Genomic DNA, 17351 nt, shown 5'->3' with positions numbered 1-17351 from the left:
CAAATCAACCAAAAAAAACAATATAGAATATATACTCATGCCTACCAGAGTTGCACAAAAAAACCGTACCTCCGCTGACCCGGGTATACCGGAATAGCAGTGTACGGCTTGTATTTTTAAATGTGGAGGTTCTAATTAAAACTACGGTTGGACACCCAAGAACCCTGCAATTTACGCAGCATAATAATTTGTCCAGTATGGTAAGAATCGTGTAGGATAAGGCTCATTACCTCTTCCCCTGGTGCATGACCCGAACCGCCCCAATCATACGCGCCTTCTTCCAGCGCTTCAATGATTTCTCTAAGAGCAGCATGCACGTCCTTCAGGTCTGCAACGGCTTTCGCCCATGCTTCTTCTCCTTCAGCTGTTACAGTAAAGGTATCATCGTTGCTTTCAGCATCGGGTTGTTTGGGCAACCCTTTTAGCTTTCGCAGCAAACGCACCTTATAATAAGTTAGATGGTTAACCGTTTCCCAGATAGAATTGGCCGCCCCACCCTCTGGCTTCCAGAGAGCCTGTTTGCTATCCACACCTTCCAGCGCATCGCTAAGCGGCGGAGCCCAATCCTCGATATCCATGCAATAATCCCAATTTTGGAGCAAGACCTCACTGATTTTATTTTGCATGTTCAACCTCCTAAAAATTTGTGTAAACATAAACTTCATGGTGTAGCTTCAAAAAGAACTACTTCAAAGCGAACTAATATGTAACGACTTAAACCATAATATAGTGGTTACAAAAGAAATGTAGCATATTTCCAGATTGTATTCAAGTAACTAGCTAAACTTATTTTTAACTGTTACAATGATTTGTAATGAGCGTTGAATCGGAAAGGATGAACAGACCGTGTTGTGGGAGGATTTCATTAACAGTTACTGGCGGGATTGGCGAACAGGAGATAAGAATAAAGACCGGGACAGACTCGATGAAGAAGAGTGGGTTTTTAAATGGCTGAAGGAGTATGCTCTATTAGAAACACAGATGCCGAACACGATAGAAATGGCGCAGCTTAAAAAGCTTCGCTCACTACTATGGAACTGGGTACAGGCCATTGTGCAAGGAAACTCGGTGTATGGAGAAATACTGGAACAGCTCAATGTCTATATGGACAAGGGTCCTGTTATACGGCGAATTGTGTGGAAAAGCGACGAGCAAGCGGAAATAAAGCTATTGCCACTCCATAGTGGCTGGGAGCAGGTAATGGCGGAGATTGCAGCGTCTTTTGCCGAGGCATTACTTGAAAAAGAACCCACAAGATTCCGTATCTGCGAGAATCCCGATTGCCTCTGGGTCTATTACGATGATACACGCAACCGCTCCAAGCGGTACTGCGATGACAAAGCCTGTGGCAACCTTATGAAGGTGCGGCGTTTCCGGGCGCGGAAGAAGGCTGAGTCTGAGGGGGAATAAAGTCTATAGGCTAATAGATCATATTAAAACTCTTATACTTAATATAAGCTTGTTATGTGTATGAAGGATAAACTTGAGGTTATTAGCGCAGTGTGAATTACGTACATTTTTTACTCTCTATGCATCCATTAGAGCCTACGGTTAAGCTGGTAATGGAGTAGGCGAGATCCAACCCACTGTTAAATCCCCCTCGTGATGACTTTCAATAATAATTCCTTTATCCAAATTTACAATCCATGTATCAAATCCAACAGCAATAACATCATTGAAATTGTTTATAATATTTTTTAAATTAGTCTCCACTACCGGAAGATTGAACTCATTCCACACAATAAAATAGTTATCACGCAATAAAATAGACTCTATGTCTTTCAGTTCTTCCGGTGTCTTAAAGGATTTCTTTTGATCAATAGATTCCCATTCAATCCGCGCCCACTGTGTGAAATTAACTATACTCTCCATCATAGCTACAATCTCGGACGACTTTTCTAAACTATATATTCTTGTGTTGGGACCTAAAGCTTCGATACACTCACTGTACAGAGAACCTGATGGGTTCTCTATTTTCACTCTTTTTTTCAGTTGCTCCATACGAAATAGCCGTGCTTGTTTATCACTCACTTTCTCACAACCTTTAACTCATCCTATTTTTTAGTGAAAAAAACCTGGCCTTCTCTAGATAGTTTTGTGCACGGAGCTTTATGAACTCATGAAATAGCTGCATTTCATACACTTATTCCGCATCCAAATGGGATCATCAAGACTTTAATTGTATTCTGTACACTTAAAAACTAGAAAATGTGCCCAATGAGTAATAAATCACGAAAATAGGTGTACGAAATACAGTTATATCCTTTGACGGGTTATTTGCAGGATTATAGTTGTACAAAATACAGTTAAAAGCTTCTGTACATCGCTCCCCTTGGCTCTTAACCCCCAACAACTCCAATATCCCTCCATCCAATCATGATCTCTTCGACGACCTCATTCCCAATCTTCACTTCTTTTGTCGCAACAGATTGCCCACCCACTTTGTGATAGAAATGAATCGCGGGATTTCCTGTTACCACCCAAGTCATGAACGAGCTATAATTTTCCTCCAATAAATTCTGTGCTACGCTTCTTATGAGTTGCCTTCCAAGACCCTTTCCTTGCTGTTCCTTAAGCAAATAGAGTGCATATAGCTCCGCATCATAGAGATCTGAGAGATCTGGCCCTCTTCGCGCTCCTCCATTTGCAAAACCAATAATCGTCCCAGCCTCATCTTCAGCCACATACATAACCTCGTCTTTATTGGGCGTTTCAAAATTCCGAATCCAGAGCTTCCTTCTAGCTTCCACTGTAATTTTATCGAGAAACTCATCTGATATTAGCCCTCTGTATGTGGTTTTCCAACTCGTAGCGTGGACAAAAGCGATCCCGTCTATATCACTAGCTGTTGCTTCTCTAATCATCAATTTAATTCCCCCTTAGATTTCCGATAAAAGCTTCAGCTAGTCCAACATTGACTAGTGTTCAACCACTTATTCCTCTCAAATAAACTATTGAAATCACTTTTGGCTACCGAATTGATATGTTTTTCTGAGCTGTATAATATTCACATGCCAACTAAAAAACGAGGAGATGTCTTCTACTTCTACTTCTACTTCTACTTCTACTTCTACTTCTTCTACTGGAGCTACTTTCATATCTTCTAATAGTTTTCTGAGTATATCTTAGTACCAACATCCTCGCACACTCTCTAGTTTTTTATTCCCCGTCAGCCTATTTAACACTCAAGCTCAATTTAACCTTGCAGTGCCTTTCGCACACTTAATATATATTTCGCCTGATCAAGTGGGTTCACGCCCCGGCGGGTGCGCTCAGCAGATACGTCTGGTGGACATTCTTCATAGCCGGCAAAAAAAGAAGTAAACGTGCTGCGCCCCTTCGTGTAGGAGCTTAAGCTGACGGGATAATCGAGCGATGTTGCCAGCGGCAGACGTCCTTCGATGATCATCCGCTCGCCTTGCAGCACGGGAGGCTCGAACGTGCCGCGCATCTGAACGAGGTCGTTCATCACCCGTCCGCCATTCTCCTCAGGAACCACGATGCGAACCTGCAGAATCGGCTCTAGGAGTTTAGTGCCTACCCGAGCGAGTCCGTCCATAATTCCCATCGGAGTCGCCACCGCAAAATCCAGCGGATGGGTATGCCACACATGATGTTGTCCCTCGATCAAGGTCACTTTAAGATCGGTAACCTCCCAGCCATACAAACCCTGTTGTAAGGCTTCTGGTACTCGGCGTGCGGTTTCGCTCTGGTATTGCGGCAGCAGGTCGGAACTCCGCACTACCGAATCGTAGACTAAACCACTGCCCGGAGATCCCGGCTCAATCTGAAAGCGTAGAATCGCCCAGCACGGTTTCGGCATCGTGTAAGCGATAAAACCTTCCCCGGCACGGGCTGGCGTTTCTTTATATATGACAGAAGGCTGACCGAAAGTAACCTTCAGCGCATATCGCTCCTCCAGAACACTGTTCAGAATCTCCAGCTGAATCGGTCCCATTACTTTGATATGCAGCTCCCGCTCATCCTGCAGCCACTGCGCATCCAAAAGCGGATCTTCATCCGCCAGTTCCTGCAGCGCTCCGATAACCTTATGGTCATCCACATCTGGTTCCCAGAATACACGCACCGTTAGCAGCGGCACAGCCAGCTTCGCCTCCTCCGGAATGGCCCCCGGATGGCCGAGCACATCTCCGATGCGCACCCCTGAAAGGCCATAGATAACAGCAATATCTCCGGCTTCAAGCGCTCCGACATCCTCGGTCCGACCACCTTCGACCTTGCGGATCTGGGTCACTTTCCCCTGAATATCCTGCGTATAATTCATCAGCGTATCGCGGTTACGGATCGTCCCTTCATAAAGGCGGACAAACGCCATCCGTCCCATACTTTTATCACGCTGAATATTGTATACGATGCCTGACACCGCCCCCTCCACATTCCCACCAGCGCGCGGAAAATACTCAACCATCGCATCCAGCAAGGCAGTAATCCCAAGCCCCTTGGCGGCGACGCCATAAACCATCGGAAAAAAGCGGCCTGATGAGGAGGCTGTTTTCATATATTTTTTCCATTCAGCCAAATCAATAGTGCTACCTGACATATACTTCTCCAACAGCTCTTCGTCCCGTTCCGCTAACGCCTCTAATAATTCTGTTCGTGCGCTAGCATCAGCTTCGTTCTCCCATAAATCTCTTGCTCCTATGTACCCCTTCTCTTTGCCGATGGGTTGCTGAACTGGAATGATATCACTAGACAAATAATTTCGCGCTTCTGCCAGCACAGCTTCAGGGTTAGCGCCTACGCGATCCATTTTGTTCACAAAAATAAGCGTGGGGATTCCCAGCTTCCGCAGCGCGTTCCAGATCATCTCACTTTGGGCCTGCACCCCCTCCACGGCTGAAAGAATAAGCACCGCACAATCCATCACCCGCAAAGACCGCTCAACTTCGGACAGAAAATCGACGTGCCCCGGGGTATCGACCAGATTAATCTGCACACCTTTCCAAGCAAAAGAAGCCAATGCCGCCCGTACGGATATCCCCCGCTGCCGCTCCACATCCATTGAATCCGTCAATGCCGTCCCAGTGTCTACGCTGCCAAGCGCGCGAATGCGACCGCTTTCATACAAAATATGCTCCGTTGTTGTCGTCTTCCCGGCGTCCACATGGGCAAATATCCCCACATTAATCCGTTCTGCTCCCTGCTGCTGAATCATCTATAGTTCCCCTATCATGAGCTAGATTTATCTGAATTTATATTATTTACATCCTTATATTCCATAGTAATATATCCACCCACGTTGTTCCACCCTCCAGTTCAATTGGTTAGATTCAGCTATGCCGGGTATGTAATTACTAATAAGAAATCTAACGCAGAGGAGGAAATTCATCATGACAGATAAACGTTTGCAGGATAAAGTTGCAGTGGTTACAGGTGCTGGTTCCGGTATTGGAAAAGCTACAGCCATAAGGTTTGCCCAACACGGAGCTAAGGTATATATGCTTGACCGCACTCCCGAGGATTCCTATGAAACTAAACGTGAGATTGAATCTATTGGCGGTACAGCAACAGTAATTGAATGCGATGTCTCCAATCCAGGTCTGGTCGAAGAAAGTATTCGTAAGGTTGGGGAGGCGGCCGAGAAGATTGATATTGTTTTTGCCAATGCTGGCATTAATGGTACATGGTCTCCAATCGAAACACTAGAAATCGAAGATTGGGACCAGACACTGGATACCAACCTACGCAGCACCTTTGCCACAGTAAAATATGCCATCCCCCATATGAAAGAAAATGGCGGCAGCATCATTATCACCAGCTCCATTAACGGCAACCGAGTATTCTCGAACATTGGCGCTTCCGCTTACTCATCTTCCAAGGCAGGACAAGTTGCTTTTATGAAAATGGCTGCACTAGAGCTGGCGCAATACGGCATCCGTGTAAATGCAATCTGTCCTGGATCAATCGATACACAAATTGGAGATAATACGTATAAAAGCGATGATCTTCAAAAAGTGAAGATTCCTGTGGAATTTCCGGAAGGTAATCATCCGCTGGAAAATGCACCGGGTAAGCCTGAGCAGGTTGCCAATCTGGTATTATTTCTCGCATCGGATGAATCTTTTCATGTTACGGGAACTGAGATTTATGTAGATGGTGCCGAGTCACTCCTGCGCGGATAAGTTTTTACTCGAATCGTTATAATATTTTAAAATCTATGCAACATTTTGGTCTAATCTACCATCTAAGAGTATGGAGGTGACGCAAATGAAAAAACCATTATTCATAAATAACGCTAAAAAAATGACTATAGCCTGCGGCATTTTGGCAGCGAGTGTGTCTTTTGGGGCATCCGCTTTTGCTTTTTCAGATTTGAAAGGTGATCCTGCGGAAGCAAAAATCAACTCTTTGCATAAAGAGGGGATTATAAACGGAGTAGACAAAGATAAGTTTGCCCCTAAATCTAAGGTAAGCTTTGCGCAAGGGATACAATTCATCGTTGGGGGTCTGAATCTGACTCCGCAACCAGCGGTAGGTAGTAATTCTTCCAAAGCCAGTGATTATTTCGATAAAGTAAACGACAAAGCCTGGTATGCTTCGGCTTTCCTGACTGCCAAGCAAAATGGTCTTTCACTCGACCGGACAGTGGATCCTAACGGAACCATCACCCGTGCTCAGTTCGCTCACTTATTGACGCAAGCGCTGCAAAGTAAAGGTAACTTCCCTGTTACGCTGATGTATGTAGACATTAAGGATGGCGATAAACTCTCTACGGAGGTTATAAATAGTCTCCAGATCCTGCTGAATACACATATTGCCACACTCGATAAGAACGGTAATTTCCGGCCAAATGATGCTATTACCCGCTCTGAAGCAGCCGCTCTCATCTATGATGCAGCCGCTTTTGCTAAACGTGTAATTGTATCTAATGGCAGTCCCACTACTCCCACCTACGAAACAGAGGTTACGTTGACCAAAGCGGGTGAAGGCGTAAATAAAGCCACACTTACCGTTAATAATCTGCCTAACCCCGGGTATGGGCTGGTGATTGAGCGAATCGAATTTGGTAAAGACAATACGGCTGTGATTTACTTTAACGTGACTGCTCCTGAACCAGGGAAAATGTACGCGCAGGTGATCACAAAGGCATCTGTTGCCACTTATCTGCCAGATGGATACAAAGCTGTCGCTCAACCTGTAACTGGCTCTGCTTCTTATTCGTCTTCTAGCGCGGCACAATAATATAAATTCAACTTGAAGGTTTTAGAGTTAAGAGTCCAACGCAACTGCGGTGTATATTTGGACTTCCAGCTGCCGTTTATGACGGCTGAGATACGGAGAAGGGATGCCTCAAAAGCCATCATATGGCTGCTGAAGCATCCCTTATTTGTTGTTTGTTGTTCCTTCCCCCTTTATCCCAACTCCGAACTCTGATTGATTAAGTAACGCCGCTATCGGACTCAGATGACCTTAACACAGCTGTTTCTTGTCTAGTTCTCTCTGAGTTCTCTCTGAGTTCTTTCAAACTTACAAAATTGACTGCGTTTTGGGTGAACCCGGCATCCCCTTGTTGTGCTTGAGAAAAACAGAAAAACCGCAAAAACCCTTGATTATACAAGGATTTTACAACCCGCTAGTGACCGAATTACATGCCCGATTCAGGTTCGTGTGGCAGCAATATCGTGGAGGTTCGAGTCCTCTCGACCGCATCATTTACAATCATAGATCTATCAACTGCTTCAAGCGCAATTAACGGATCTTTTTGTTTTATATGTACAAGCACAGGAGTAAGTGAAAATCGGTTTGACAAAATACTGATTTAGATATATTGTGGATACACTAAGTCTATTATTTATCCTAATTATAGATATAATGGATCTATAATATATTTTATTAATCTTGAAAGGATGATTCATAATGGCAGTTCTCCATGCGGAAGATGCTACTTTTGCACAACTCATTCAACCGAAAGGAATAACTGTAGTCAACTTCTGGGCGCCCTGGTGCGGACCGTGCCGGATGTTTGCACCTGTGCTGGAAGAGTTTGAGCGGGAGTCGGATGCTACAATAACTGTAGTGAAGGTCAATGTGGATGACAACCCGGAGACGACTGGAAAATACCACGTGATGAGTATACCGGCCACACTCATATTCAAGGATGGACAACCACGGCAACAAGAGGTGGGGATATTATCCATACATGCCTTGCAGCAGCTCACTGCATCCGAATAATACCTCTGAAAGCGGTGAAGACAGCTTGACTAATAAACCCAGCATTATTGTAGCCTCTCTGGTGGTTGCCAATTTTCTAGCCCAATTAATGCAAACGATGTTAAATACGGCGTTGCCGCGTGTCATGCAGGATCTTGCCATTCATGAGAATCAAGCGCAGTGGCTGATTACGGTGTACTACCTGATGATAGGTATAACTGTTCCTGTTGCTGGATTTTTGATCGGAAAGTTTACTACGAGGGCCTTGTTCATGGCCTCTGTCGGAGCGTTCACAGCAGGAACACTGATTGCCGGGATCGCCTGGAATTTCCCCCTAGTCCTGACGGGGCGTTTGGTTCAAGGCATCGGTGCGGGTCTTCTGTTCCCTCTGTTTCAGACGACGATACTCAGAGTCTTCCCGAAGGAGAAAATCGGTGCAGCGATGGGAGTAGTCGGTTTGGTTCTGGGGTTGGCTCCTGCACTTGGGCCTACTCTGTCTGGGTTCGTGGTTCAGAATCATTCATGGAGACTATTGTTTTATGCTGTGGCTCCGCTCGCAGCCGCCAATTTATTCTTAGCGCATTTCACGCTGCGGAACGTGGGAGAGACTCATCAGACCAAGCTCGACACCAGGTCCATTATCTACTCTTCACTCGGATTCGCTGGTATATTATATGGTTTTAGCATTGTCGGGGAAGAAAAGGGAAATCCTGTTGTCGCAGGGATCATCCTTCTGGCCGGATTCCTGATCGTGGCGCTGTTTATTAAAAGACAGCTCAAGCTCACGGCACCTTTGCTCGATTTCAAGCTGTTTCGGCACCGCTCCTTTACCCGTTCTTCTATTGTGGGGGTGATCTTATTTGCGGTGATGGTGGGAGTGGAACTCCTTCTTCCTCTGTATGCACAGACGATAAGAGGCTTAACCCCAAGGGAGTCAGGGCTTATGTTGTTGCCAGGTGCACTGCTGATTGGTGTCTCCGGTCTGATCTCAGGCAGACTATATGACCGGTTTGGGGTTAGCCGCGTAACCCAGGGAGGATTTCTGCTCATTCTGATCATGGCAGTGGCTCTTGCCCTCACGTTATCAACAGAGACGTCCTTTAATCTACTGGTTATAATGTATGCCCTGCTTATGTTTGGAGTAGGGGCAGTTATGGCTCCAATTACGGCCTATGCCATGGCAAGTATCCCCAACACCATGGTTGCACATGCTTCTCCAATGACAATCACGCTGCGCTCGCTCAGCGGTTCAATAGGAGGCGCCTTGCTTGTAACGATAATGACTTCTACTGCGAGTGCCAGTTCCTTATCCTTTCCATTGGATATGCTCAAAGGGGTCCACATTGCATTCTGGACGTTGACGGCTTTTGCCGGATTAGGATTATACTTGTCTTTTCATCTGCAAGAAGCGAGAAAGCTTAAACCTGCTAATATTTAATTTCTTAATCTATCCTGTATTACCCGGCAGAATCCTCTGCCGGTTTTTTTGGTGTGGCTTCCGGTGCAGGGGGAAATTCCTGAAGCGCACTTGAGACTCCATGCTTAAAGCATATTTCCCGAAAAAAAGCTGTACTGATTATAATTTTTGCCCCCACTTTTACAGAGGAGGCCCCACCAGGGTCTGACACATATTTAAACAGGGGTGGGACGTCTTTGGTAATTCCCCATAGATCGTCTCATAATCCAACTTGTTGTTAGCTATCGGACTCCATCGTCGCTATTGTCTCAAAAAGCACCCAATATGAACCTATTTCTAACGAATAGCTGCACTGGGGTCCGAACTGTGCTCCAATCGCTAAAAACATATGAATAGCGTCATCTGGGTCCTCAGCTAACTCAGGCTCAGAAATGCTGATTACTTGGCAGTGAGGATTATCAAACTACGAGCGATTAGATCATATTTGTGTGCATGTAGCTATTAGACGGTAATGAACATCAAACTTCGAGCGATTAGATCATATTTGAGTGCATGAGGCTATTTGATGGTGATGAACATCAAACTTCGAGCGATTAGATCATATTTACACAGACGCAGCAGCTATCGGACTCAGATGACCTTATACGCAAAAATATGCCACTTTTACGATGCTATCGGACTCCATAGTCGCTATTGGCTCAAAAAGCACCATAAATATGCCTTTTTCTAATGAATAGCTGCACTGGAGTCCGAAATTATGCTCTAATCGCTAAAAACACGCGAATAGCGTCATCTGGGTCCGTAAGGATCAGCGTGTATCAACGGATATGAAAATCCGCTGAAGCAGGTAGCCAAAAACAAAATACAGGTCAGCGATGCTCCAATGTTTGCGTTATGCGAACGCAGCAGATGGGTGTGCAGAAGATAGGTGTGTAGTAGATAGGTGCACAGCAGTTAGGTGCACAGCAGTTAGGTGCACAGCAGTTAGGTGTGCACCAGTTAGGTGCACAGCAGTTAGGTGTGCACCAGTTAGGTATGCAGCAGTTAGGTATGCAGCAGTTAGGTGTGCAGCAGTTAGGTGTGCACCAGTTAGGTGTGCACCAGTTAGGTATGCAGCAGTTAGGTGTGCAACAGATGGGTCTACAGCGGATAGGAATGCAGCTACTATCGGACCCAGTTGACCTTATTCGTTGCATAATCGCACATTTGGACTACTAAAGGACTCCATCGTCGCTATTGGCTCAAAAAGCACCATAGATATGCCTTTTTCTGATGAATAGCTGCACTGGAGTCCGAAACTGTGCTCTAATCGCTAAAAAAACGCGAATAGCGTCATCTAGGTCCGTAAGGATCAGCGTATGCCAACGGATGTGAATAATCAGTTGAAGCAGGCAAACAGCGTCCATAATAGCGCCATCTGAGTCCGTAAGCTAAGGCGTCCATATTAGCGCCATCTGAGTCCGTAAGCTAAGGCGTCCATTGATCATGAATAATGCCGACTAATGCATGGTCTTCTCCGATCTTCTCAAAAACTAGACGCAGGCTGCGCCAATCCATTCCCTCGACAGAAGGATCGATACCAGCAATATGATATTCAACGAAATCATATTGCTCCTTTGGATACACTTCGTTTAAGTTGTTGATCGTCGTCCCTTGTCCAAGCCCCTTGTTCACAGCAATTTCGGCCTTCTGAATGAAGTCCGCATCGTAGACAAACCGCTTGTAGTAATCTGCGAATGTAAGCTCGATTAAATCACCGGAGCCAGCAAATGTTCGCCAGACTCTTTTGGTAGAGTCATTCATTAATCCTTCTACTTCCTCCTGGGTGAATACAAGATCATTTTTTGTATCCACGTATGCATATGGAGAGAAGCGTAGCCCTTTATCCCGATGTACCCACGCCGCTAATTGCTTCATATCCTTATTCTTAATGGAGTTCATTACCGTAGACGCCGCTTCCTCAACTAATGGCGGCAATCCCTCTAGATCCTGCGGCTGCCCCGTACTTGATGTCTTCGTCTCCTGTGGTAGTTCCGTCTCCTGTGGTGGTTGTGTAGTAGCCGCTGGCTGTGCAGTTTGTGTCTGCTCTGGTGTCTGCTTTGGCGTCTGCACTGGTGCCTGCTCTTGTGACTGCTCAGGCGTCTGCTTCGGCTCCGTTCCCGCTTCTGGCGTTCCACTGCAGGCTGTAAGCCATAACATAGCTGCTATAAGCGCCAGCCCACCGATTTTTTTTGCGAAGTACATAAGATCCCTCCTTAGCTTTGATTCTTCACTCTTTAGACTGATTTGAACAAATGAAGGTTGCAAGCTTATACTAAAACTATCAATCATACAACTCTTATGAGAGGGCGGGGTTACTATTCATTTAACAGAAAAACTTAAAAGCCTTCCCCTAACTCCCGGCGTTTATCTCATGAAGGATAATCTCGGTCATATTATATATGTTGGCAAGGCAAAACAGTTAAAACGGAGAGTCCAATCCTATTTTCAAAACTCAAAATCTCATTCCCCAAAGGTTAAACAGCTTGTAAGAAATATTAAAGATCTGGAAATCATCCTTACGGATACCGAATTTGAAGCCTTTATGCTGGAATGCAAATTAATTAAAGAGATCAAACCCATGTACAATAAAAAAATGAAAAATCCGCAGGCTTATACCTATATCGTAATAGGAGCGGATGAAAAAATACGTTCGTTAGAGATTACCTATGATCCTGCGGTCAAAGAAGGCACTCAGGTTTTTGGTCCCTATACAAGCAGAAGCACCGTGGAACGGGCCGTGCAAGGCATTAAAGAAAGTTCAAGAATCCTTTGCAGTAACCCTAGCTTTAAAAATTCCCTATGCCTAAACCATTCGCTTGGCCTATGCATAGGGATGTGTGCAGGCGGAGATGCCGCTGTTCAATATAATAAAATTATTGATCGAGTCATTGGCTTACTAAACGGCTCAGATTCCAGTATCCTTGAGGAAATGGAGCAACGGATGGCAGTGGCCGCGGAGCACTATGACTTCGAAACCGCCGCCAAATACAGGGACTATATTGGAGCTGTCAGCTTCCTGATTCACAAAGAGAAGGTCATCGAATTCGCACAGGAGAATCAGAATATCGCAGTTCTTGAGGCCATGAATGAACAGACGCTTAAACTTATTCTGCTCAAGGGCAACCGTATCCTGTCCCATACCAAGCTACAATATGATCAACCGGATATCACCCACCTGCAAGCGGCAATAAAGTCAGCGATTATGAACACCTTTCAGAGTGAAACCAATCAGACCTCGGCAGCGATCGGGCGCCATGAGATTGACGAAGCACAAATAATATACAGCTATTTAAAAAGCAGCTCCTGCAGCTACATCATCATTCAAGAGGATTGGCTTGCAGCTGAGCAACGTTCCAATATGGATGCTTCGGTAAATGAGCTGTTGCAGATTTTTTTAAATGCGCTTCCCTCTCATTCCTATAATTAAAAGGTACGGGTTGTAACTGCGGTGAATGTTTGGACTTCCGGCGGATTATAGTAAACGGCGGCCTGCCTTTGCAGGCTGCATTTTTCGGTTTCGCTTCAACAATTTTTTATAGCGTTTCTGAGTGTATAACACCTCGCCCGCCTCCATTACCGTTTCCTTCGCCTCATTAACAACCAGCTTAGTTTCCTCCACACATTCCTTCATACGATTGATCTCCGATTTAAATCCCTCAGATCTGTCCTTCGCTTGCTCCAACGTGACCTGAATATTTCCCTTCATCTCATCTATAGGTTCTTTCAATCCCTCTACCGATTGCTTAACTCCATCAAGGGATTGCTTTAGGCCATTCACACTATTTTTTAATTCTTTCAATGGATTTCCCACATCTATCTCCTCCTAGTAATAAGCCATTAGTTCAACTGTTACTCTAAACTTACCCAAAGAGTGCACGTCCTTCACTCCTATAATGACAAAAAGGGTTGCAGCTGAAAATAATCAACAAGAAGCCAGTCCCCAATAATAGGAGACTGGCTTCTTGTTGTCGTTCTTTGAGGATCACTGCTATCTGTCTACTTCACGCTTCCCGCCTCAACACGCGGCGGACGCATGGTCAGGCTGACCCGGCCCTTCTTCAGGTCAACACCCATCACCCAGACGGTGACATTGTCTCCTACGGAGACGACGTCCATCGGGTGCTTCACAAAGCTGCCGCTGAGCTGGGAAATATGCACCAGCCCATCATTTTTGATGCCGATATCGACGAATGCGCCGAAATCGATAACGTTGCGGACGGTTCCCTGCATTTCCATGCCAGGAACCAGATCCTCGATCTTCAGCACATCGGTGCGGAAGATCGGCAGCGGCAGCTCCTCGCGCGGATCGCGGCCCGGACGCTGCAAGCTCTCCAGGATGTCGCGCAGCGTAGGCACGCCGACATCCAGCTTCACAGCCAGCTCCTCGGCATTTTGTACCTCAAGCTGTGAGGCTACTTCTTTGCTGCCAAGCTTATTCACATCGAGGCTTAGCTCACGGAACAAACGATCCACCACCGGATAGGACTCGGGGTGAATAGGCGTGCGGTCCAAGGTGTTGTCTCCACCCGGAATCCGCAGGAAGCCGATACATTGCTCATAGGACTTGGCACCTAGACGAGGAACCTTTTGCAGCTGCTTCCGGGTCGTGAACTTGCCGTTCTCTTCGCGGAATTTAACGATATTCTTAGCAATCGTTCCATTAACCCCTGCTACATAAGAGAGCAAGGCAGGAGATGCCGTATTGACATCTACGCCAACATGGTTAACCGCCGATTCCACGACGGCTTTAAGACTCTCCTCCAGATGCTTTTGGGAGACGTCATGCTGGTACTGTCCCACACCTATAGCTTTCGGATCGATCTTCACCAGCTCCGCCAGCGGGTCTTGCACACGGCGGGCGATAGAAGCCGCGCTGCGCTCCGCTACATCCAGATCCGGGAATTCCTCCTGCGCCAGCTTGGAAGCAGAATAGACACTCGCTCCCGCTTCATTAACGATCAGGTACGCCAGCTCTGGATTGCCAATCTCGGCAATCACTTCTGCCGTAAACTGCTCCGTTTCACGCGAGCCTGTGCCATTGCCGATTACGATGAGCTGAATGCCGTACTTAGCAATCAACTCTTTGAACTTAGCAGCAGCTTCGCGCTTCTTGTTATTCGGCGGCGTCGGATAGGTCACGGCTACCTCTAGCAGCTTACCAGTATCGTCTACAACGGCTAGCTTACATCCAGTACGGTATGCAGGGTCAACCCCCAGAACACAACGCCCCTTGACTGGCGGTTGCAGCAGCAGGCTACGTAGATTGCCAGAGAAGATCGAAATCGCCTGGTTCTCCCCACGTTCGGTCATCTCTCCACGAACTTCGCGCTCTACTGAAGGAGCAATCAAACGTTTGTAGGCATCCTCAGTCACTGCTTCCAGCAGTTCCTTCACCGGGGATGGCCCTTTAATAATTTTCCGTGCAATATAGGCATGAATTTTATCAGTGACGACCTCAATGCCTACCTTTAATATATTTTCACGCTCACCACGGTTAATTGCTAGGATGCGGTGAGGTGGCATTTTGTGTACAGGTTCACGGTAACTATAATAATTTTCGTATACGGATTCTTGTTCTGCATCCTTTGCTTCAGACACAAGAATACCTTGACTTGCTGTATACTGGCGAACCCAAGAGCGGATCGCAGGATCATCTGCTATGTTCTCGGCAATGATGTCCAGTGCGCCTTGCAGCGCTTGGTCTGCGCTCTCTACTCCCTTTTCCACATCAATATATTTCGATGCTTCAGTCTGCGGGTCCCCTTGTCTTTGCTGCTCCAAGATCCAGTTAGCCAGCGGCTCAAGTCCTTTTTCCTTCGCAACACTAGCCCGCGTCTTACGCTTTTGCTTGAAGGGACGATACAAGTCCTCTACTTCCTGAAGTTTGACCGCATTGATAATTTGCTCATGAAGCTCCTTGGTCAGCTTGCCCTGCTCTTCAATATTGCGTATAACGTCTTTTTTACGTTCGCCTAGATTGCGAAGATAACCCAGCCGTTCTTCAATATCACGAAGCGCATTCTCGTCCAGCTCACCCGTCATTTCCTTCCGATATCTGGCGATGAACGGAATGGTATTTCCCTCATCCAGCAGTCCTACCGTAGTGCGTACCTGTTTCAGACTAATGTTCAATTCCTTGGCAATCGCTACGGTTATCAATTCCTGCTCCCGCTGTGCGTTTGCCTCATCCGTAATGACTTCCGTATTGCTGTTATCTACCGCCATTAGTATCCCTCTTCCCGTACACAATCTGCTTATACATATCTTGATCTCATAATTAAAATAGTATCACAGATTCGGCTCTGCACCAAAGACCAGCCCGAATAGCGCGCGTTGTACTGAACCGCTGTGCGCATATAGCGAGGCATCGTAGACGGGTCAGAGCCCGGATTTAGCGATTACGCCCGCTGCCCCATTCCCCGTTTGCCGGAACTCAGTGACAATACAAAACACAAAGCCAGAACGAGCGCGGCTGCCCCATATGGGAAGTTAATACTAAGATCAAACAAATACCCTGCGACGATAGGCCCAGCAATATTTCCGAGACTTGTATAAGCTGAGTTCATTCCCGCTACGAAACCTTGCTGTGATTCTCCGGCCATTTTGGAAAGCTGTGTACCTACTGCTGGACGCAGAATATCCATTGCAAAGAACACAATAAAGGTAACCGTAATAATCGCCCAAAAGCCGCTTACAAACAAGGTCAGCAGAATAAACAATGATGAGACTATAAGACAAGTGGAGATCACCTTGTTCTCCCCGAATTTATTCAAGATCCAGCCAAATGCGGACACCTGCACCACCGCACCTGCAATAGAACCAAAGGTAATTACAAAAGCGATATCCTTAGGCGTAAAGCCAAATTTATGGTCCACGAACAATCCGAACACTGTTTCATAATTAGCCAGTCCAAAAGCCATGACAAATACAATAATTAAGCCGAAAAAATACGGTTCGCGATAAGAGCGCATCAGCTGCGTCAAGAAGCTTTCCTGATTATTTTTTGATAACGTCGCTTCCTTACGTTTCTCTTCAGACAGAGACTCAGGCAAGATTAAAACTGTAATTAGAGCTGCAACTCCAGCTGCACCAGCCGCACAGAAAAAGGGTACCCGCATTCCAAGCTCAGCAAGATAACCGCCAATCCCAGGACCAATAATAAAGCCGGTAGTAATGGCTGCATTAATTAGCCCCATTCCTTTAGCTCTCTCTTCAAAAGAAGTCGTGTCCGCTACATAAGCCATAACTGCCGGCATAATTAGAGCGGCTCCTGCACCACCAAGCAATCTCGAAACGAACAAGAGCCAGGGTACATTGGCCAGACCAAAAATCAGCTCAGATATCGCAAACACGATCAAACCTGCTACAATCACCTTTTTTCTACCGATTCTGTCGGATAATCTACCGGCAAATGGCGATATTAATAATTGGGCAAGCGAGAAGGAGGCGACCAAGAGCCCGACAGTACTTCCGCTGATCCCAAGCTCATTCATGTAGGTTGGCATTATTGGGACTACTAGCCCAATTCCAGTGAAAGCTAGAAAAATATTAAGCATAACAAGCAGCATAGCGCCTCTGTTTCTAAGTAACAATGACATTGTATTAACCCTCCGTGTGTTTAAAGCCAAATCTTCGAATATTATGCATGTTAAGACCGACCATCCGGTCTAAATAATAGTAAAAAAATAACCCTTCCTATCCCGGTGCCTTTGAGAAGCTT

15 protein-coding genes are annotated in these 17351 nt (G+C 46.1%); 7 read left to right on the top strand and 8 right to left on the bottom strand.

Features of this window, described 5'->3' with window-relative positions:
• Positions 1–131: 131 nt before the first annotated feature.
• Complete coding sequence (locus tag MKX34_RS05575; protein WP_036686798.1) at positions 132–626, bottom strand: DinB family protein; 495 nt, start codon at positions 624–626, stop codon at positions 132–134.
• A 220-nt stretch (positions 627–846) separates the two neighbouring features.
• On the opposite strand from MKX34_RS05575, the gene MKX34_RS05570 reads away from it, so the two are divergent.
• Positions 847–1410 carry a CGNR zinc finger domain-containing protein gene (locus MKX34_RS05570; protein WP_038569066.1) on the top strand — a complete coding sequence of 188 codons (564 nt, stop codon included), beginning with the start codon at positions 847–849 and terminating at the stop codon, positions 1408–1410.
• 141 nt (positions 1411–1551) lie between these two features.
• Here MKX34_RS05570 and MKX34_RS05565 read toward each other — a convergent pair whose 3' ends face one another.
• The 3 genes from MKX34_RS05565 to MKX34_RS05555 form a co-directional block, all read right to left on the bottom strand.
• A complete protein-coding gene (locus MKX34_RS05565) occupies positions 1552–2031 on the bottom strand; it encodes a hypothetical protein (RefSeq protein WP_076296835.1) in 480 nt (159 codons plus the stop codon).
• 308 nt (positions 2032–2339) lie between these two features.
• Positions 2340–2864, bottom strand: coding sequence for a GNAT family N-acetyltransferase (locus MKX34_RS05560; protein WP_076296834.1), 525 nt, complete (start codon positions 2862–2864; stop codon positions 2340–2342).
• Positions 2865–3196: 332 nt separating this feature from the next.
• Positions 3197–5176, bottom strand: coding sequence for a TetM/TetW/TetO/TetS family tetracycline resistance ribosomal protection protein (locus MKX34_RS05555; protein ID WP_038569059.1), 1980 nt, complete (start codon positions 5174–5176; stop codon positions 3197–3199).
• A 175-nt stretch (positions 5177–5351) separates the two neighbouring features.
• Between MKX34_RS05555 and MKX34_RS05550 the strand changes: the two genes are divergently transcribed.
• The 5 genes from MKX34_RS05550 to MKX34_RS05530 all read left to right on the top strand — a co-directional run bounded on the left by MKX34_RS05550 (position 5352) and on the right by MKX34_RS05530 (position 10807).
• Entirely contained in the window at positions 5352–6143 is a 792-nt protein-coding gene (locus MKX34_RS05550) for an SDR family NAD(P)-dependent oxidoreductase (protein ID WP_036686790.1), read from the top strand.
• An 85-nt stretch (positions 6144–6228) separates the two neighbouring features.
• The gene (locus tag MKX34_RS05545; protein WP_051491481.1) at positions 6229–7203 is read left to right on the top strand and encodes an S-layer homology domain-containing protein; all 975 of its coding nucleotides are present in this window, start codon (positions 6229–6231) and stop codon (positions 7201–7203) included.
• 675 nt (positions 7204–7878) lie between these two features.
• Positions 7879–8193 carry a thioredoxin gene (gene trxA / locus MKX34_RS05540; RefSeq protein WP_038569055.1) on the top strand — a complete coding sequence of 105 codons (315 nt, stop codon included), beginning with the start codon at positions 7879–7881 and terminating at the stop codon, positions 8191–8193.
• The gene (locus MKX34_RS05535; protein WP_081383937.1) at positions 8162–9610 is read left to right on the top strand and encodes an MDR family MFS transporter; all 1449 of its coding nucleotides are present in this window, start codon (positions 8162–8164) and stop codon (positions 9608–9610) included. The genes trxA and MKX34_RS05535 overlap by 32 nt, the downstream gene beginning before the upstream one ends.
• A 969-nt stretch (positions 9611–10579) precedes the next feature.
• Positions 10580–10807 (top strand): hypothetical protein, encoded by a 228-nt coding sequence (locus tag MKX34_RS05530; RefSeq protein WP_305953657.1) that lies wholly within the window; start codon positions 10580–10582, stop codon positions 10805–10807.
• A 249-nt stretch (positions 10808–11056) separates the two neighbouring features.
• Here MKX34_RS05530 and MKX34_RS05525 read toward each other — a convergent pair whose 3' ends face one another.
• Entirely contained in the window at positions 11057–11833 is a 777-nt protein-coding gene (locus tag MKX34_RS05525; protein WP_076296833.1) for a hypothetical protein, read from the bottom strand.
• A 169-nt stretch (positions 11834–12002) separates the two neighbouring features.
• On the opposite strand from MKX34_RS05525, the gene MKX34_RS05520 reads away from it, so the two are divergent.
• Positions 12003–13058, top strand: coding sequence for a GIY-YIG nuclease family protein (locus tag MKX34_RS05520; RefSeq protein ID WP_051491480.1), 1056 nt, complete (start codon positions 12003–12005; stop codon positions 13056–13058).
• A gap of 45 nt (positions 13059–13103) precedes the next feature.
• Here MKX34_RS05520 and MKX34_RS05515 read toward each other — a convergent pair whose 3' ends face one another.
• From MKX34_RS05515 to MKX34_RS05505, 3 genes are all read right to left on the bottom strand, one after another.
• Entirely contained in the window at positions 13104–13442 is a 339-nt protein-coding gene (locus MKX34_RS05515) for a hypothetical protein (RefSeq protein ID WP_076104672.1), read from the bottom strand.
• A gap of 185 nt (positions 13443–13627) precedes the next feature.
• Complete coding sequence (locus tag MKX34_RS05510) at positions 13628–15856, bottom strand: Tex family protein (RefSeq protein ID WP_076100050.1); 2229 nt, start codon at positions 15854–15856, stop codon at positions 13628–13630.
• A 173-nt stretch (positions 15857–16029) separates the two neighbouring features.
• Complete coding sequence (locus tag MKX34_RS05505) at positions 16030–17229, bottom strand: MFS transporter (RefSeq protein WP_076100052.1); 1200 nt, start codon at positions 17227–17229, stop codon at positions 16030–16032.
• Between the last annotated feature and the right edge of the window lie 122 nt (positions 17230–17351).

Origin of the sequence: Paenibacillus sp. FSL R5-0636, assembly GCF_037974255.1 — a bacterium.
Taxonomy (GTDB): Bacteria; Bacillota; Bacilli; order Paenibacillales; family Paenibacillaceae; genus Paenibacillus_AQ; species Paenibacillus_AQ odorifer.
This window is presented reverse-complemented; position numbering and strand designations above follow the sequence as displayed.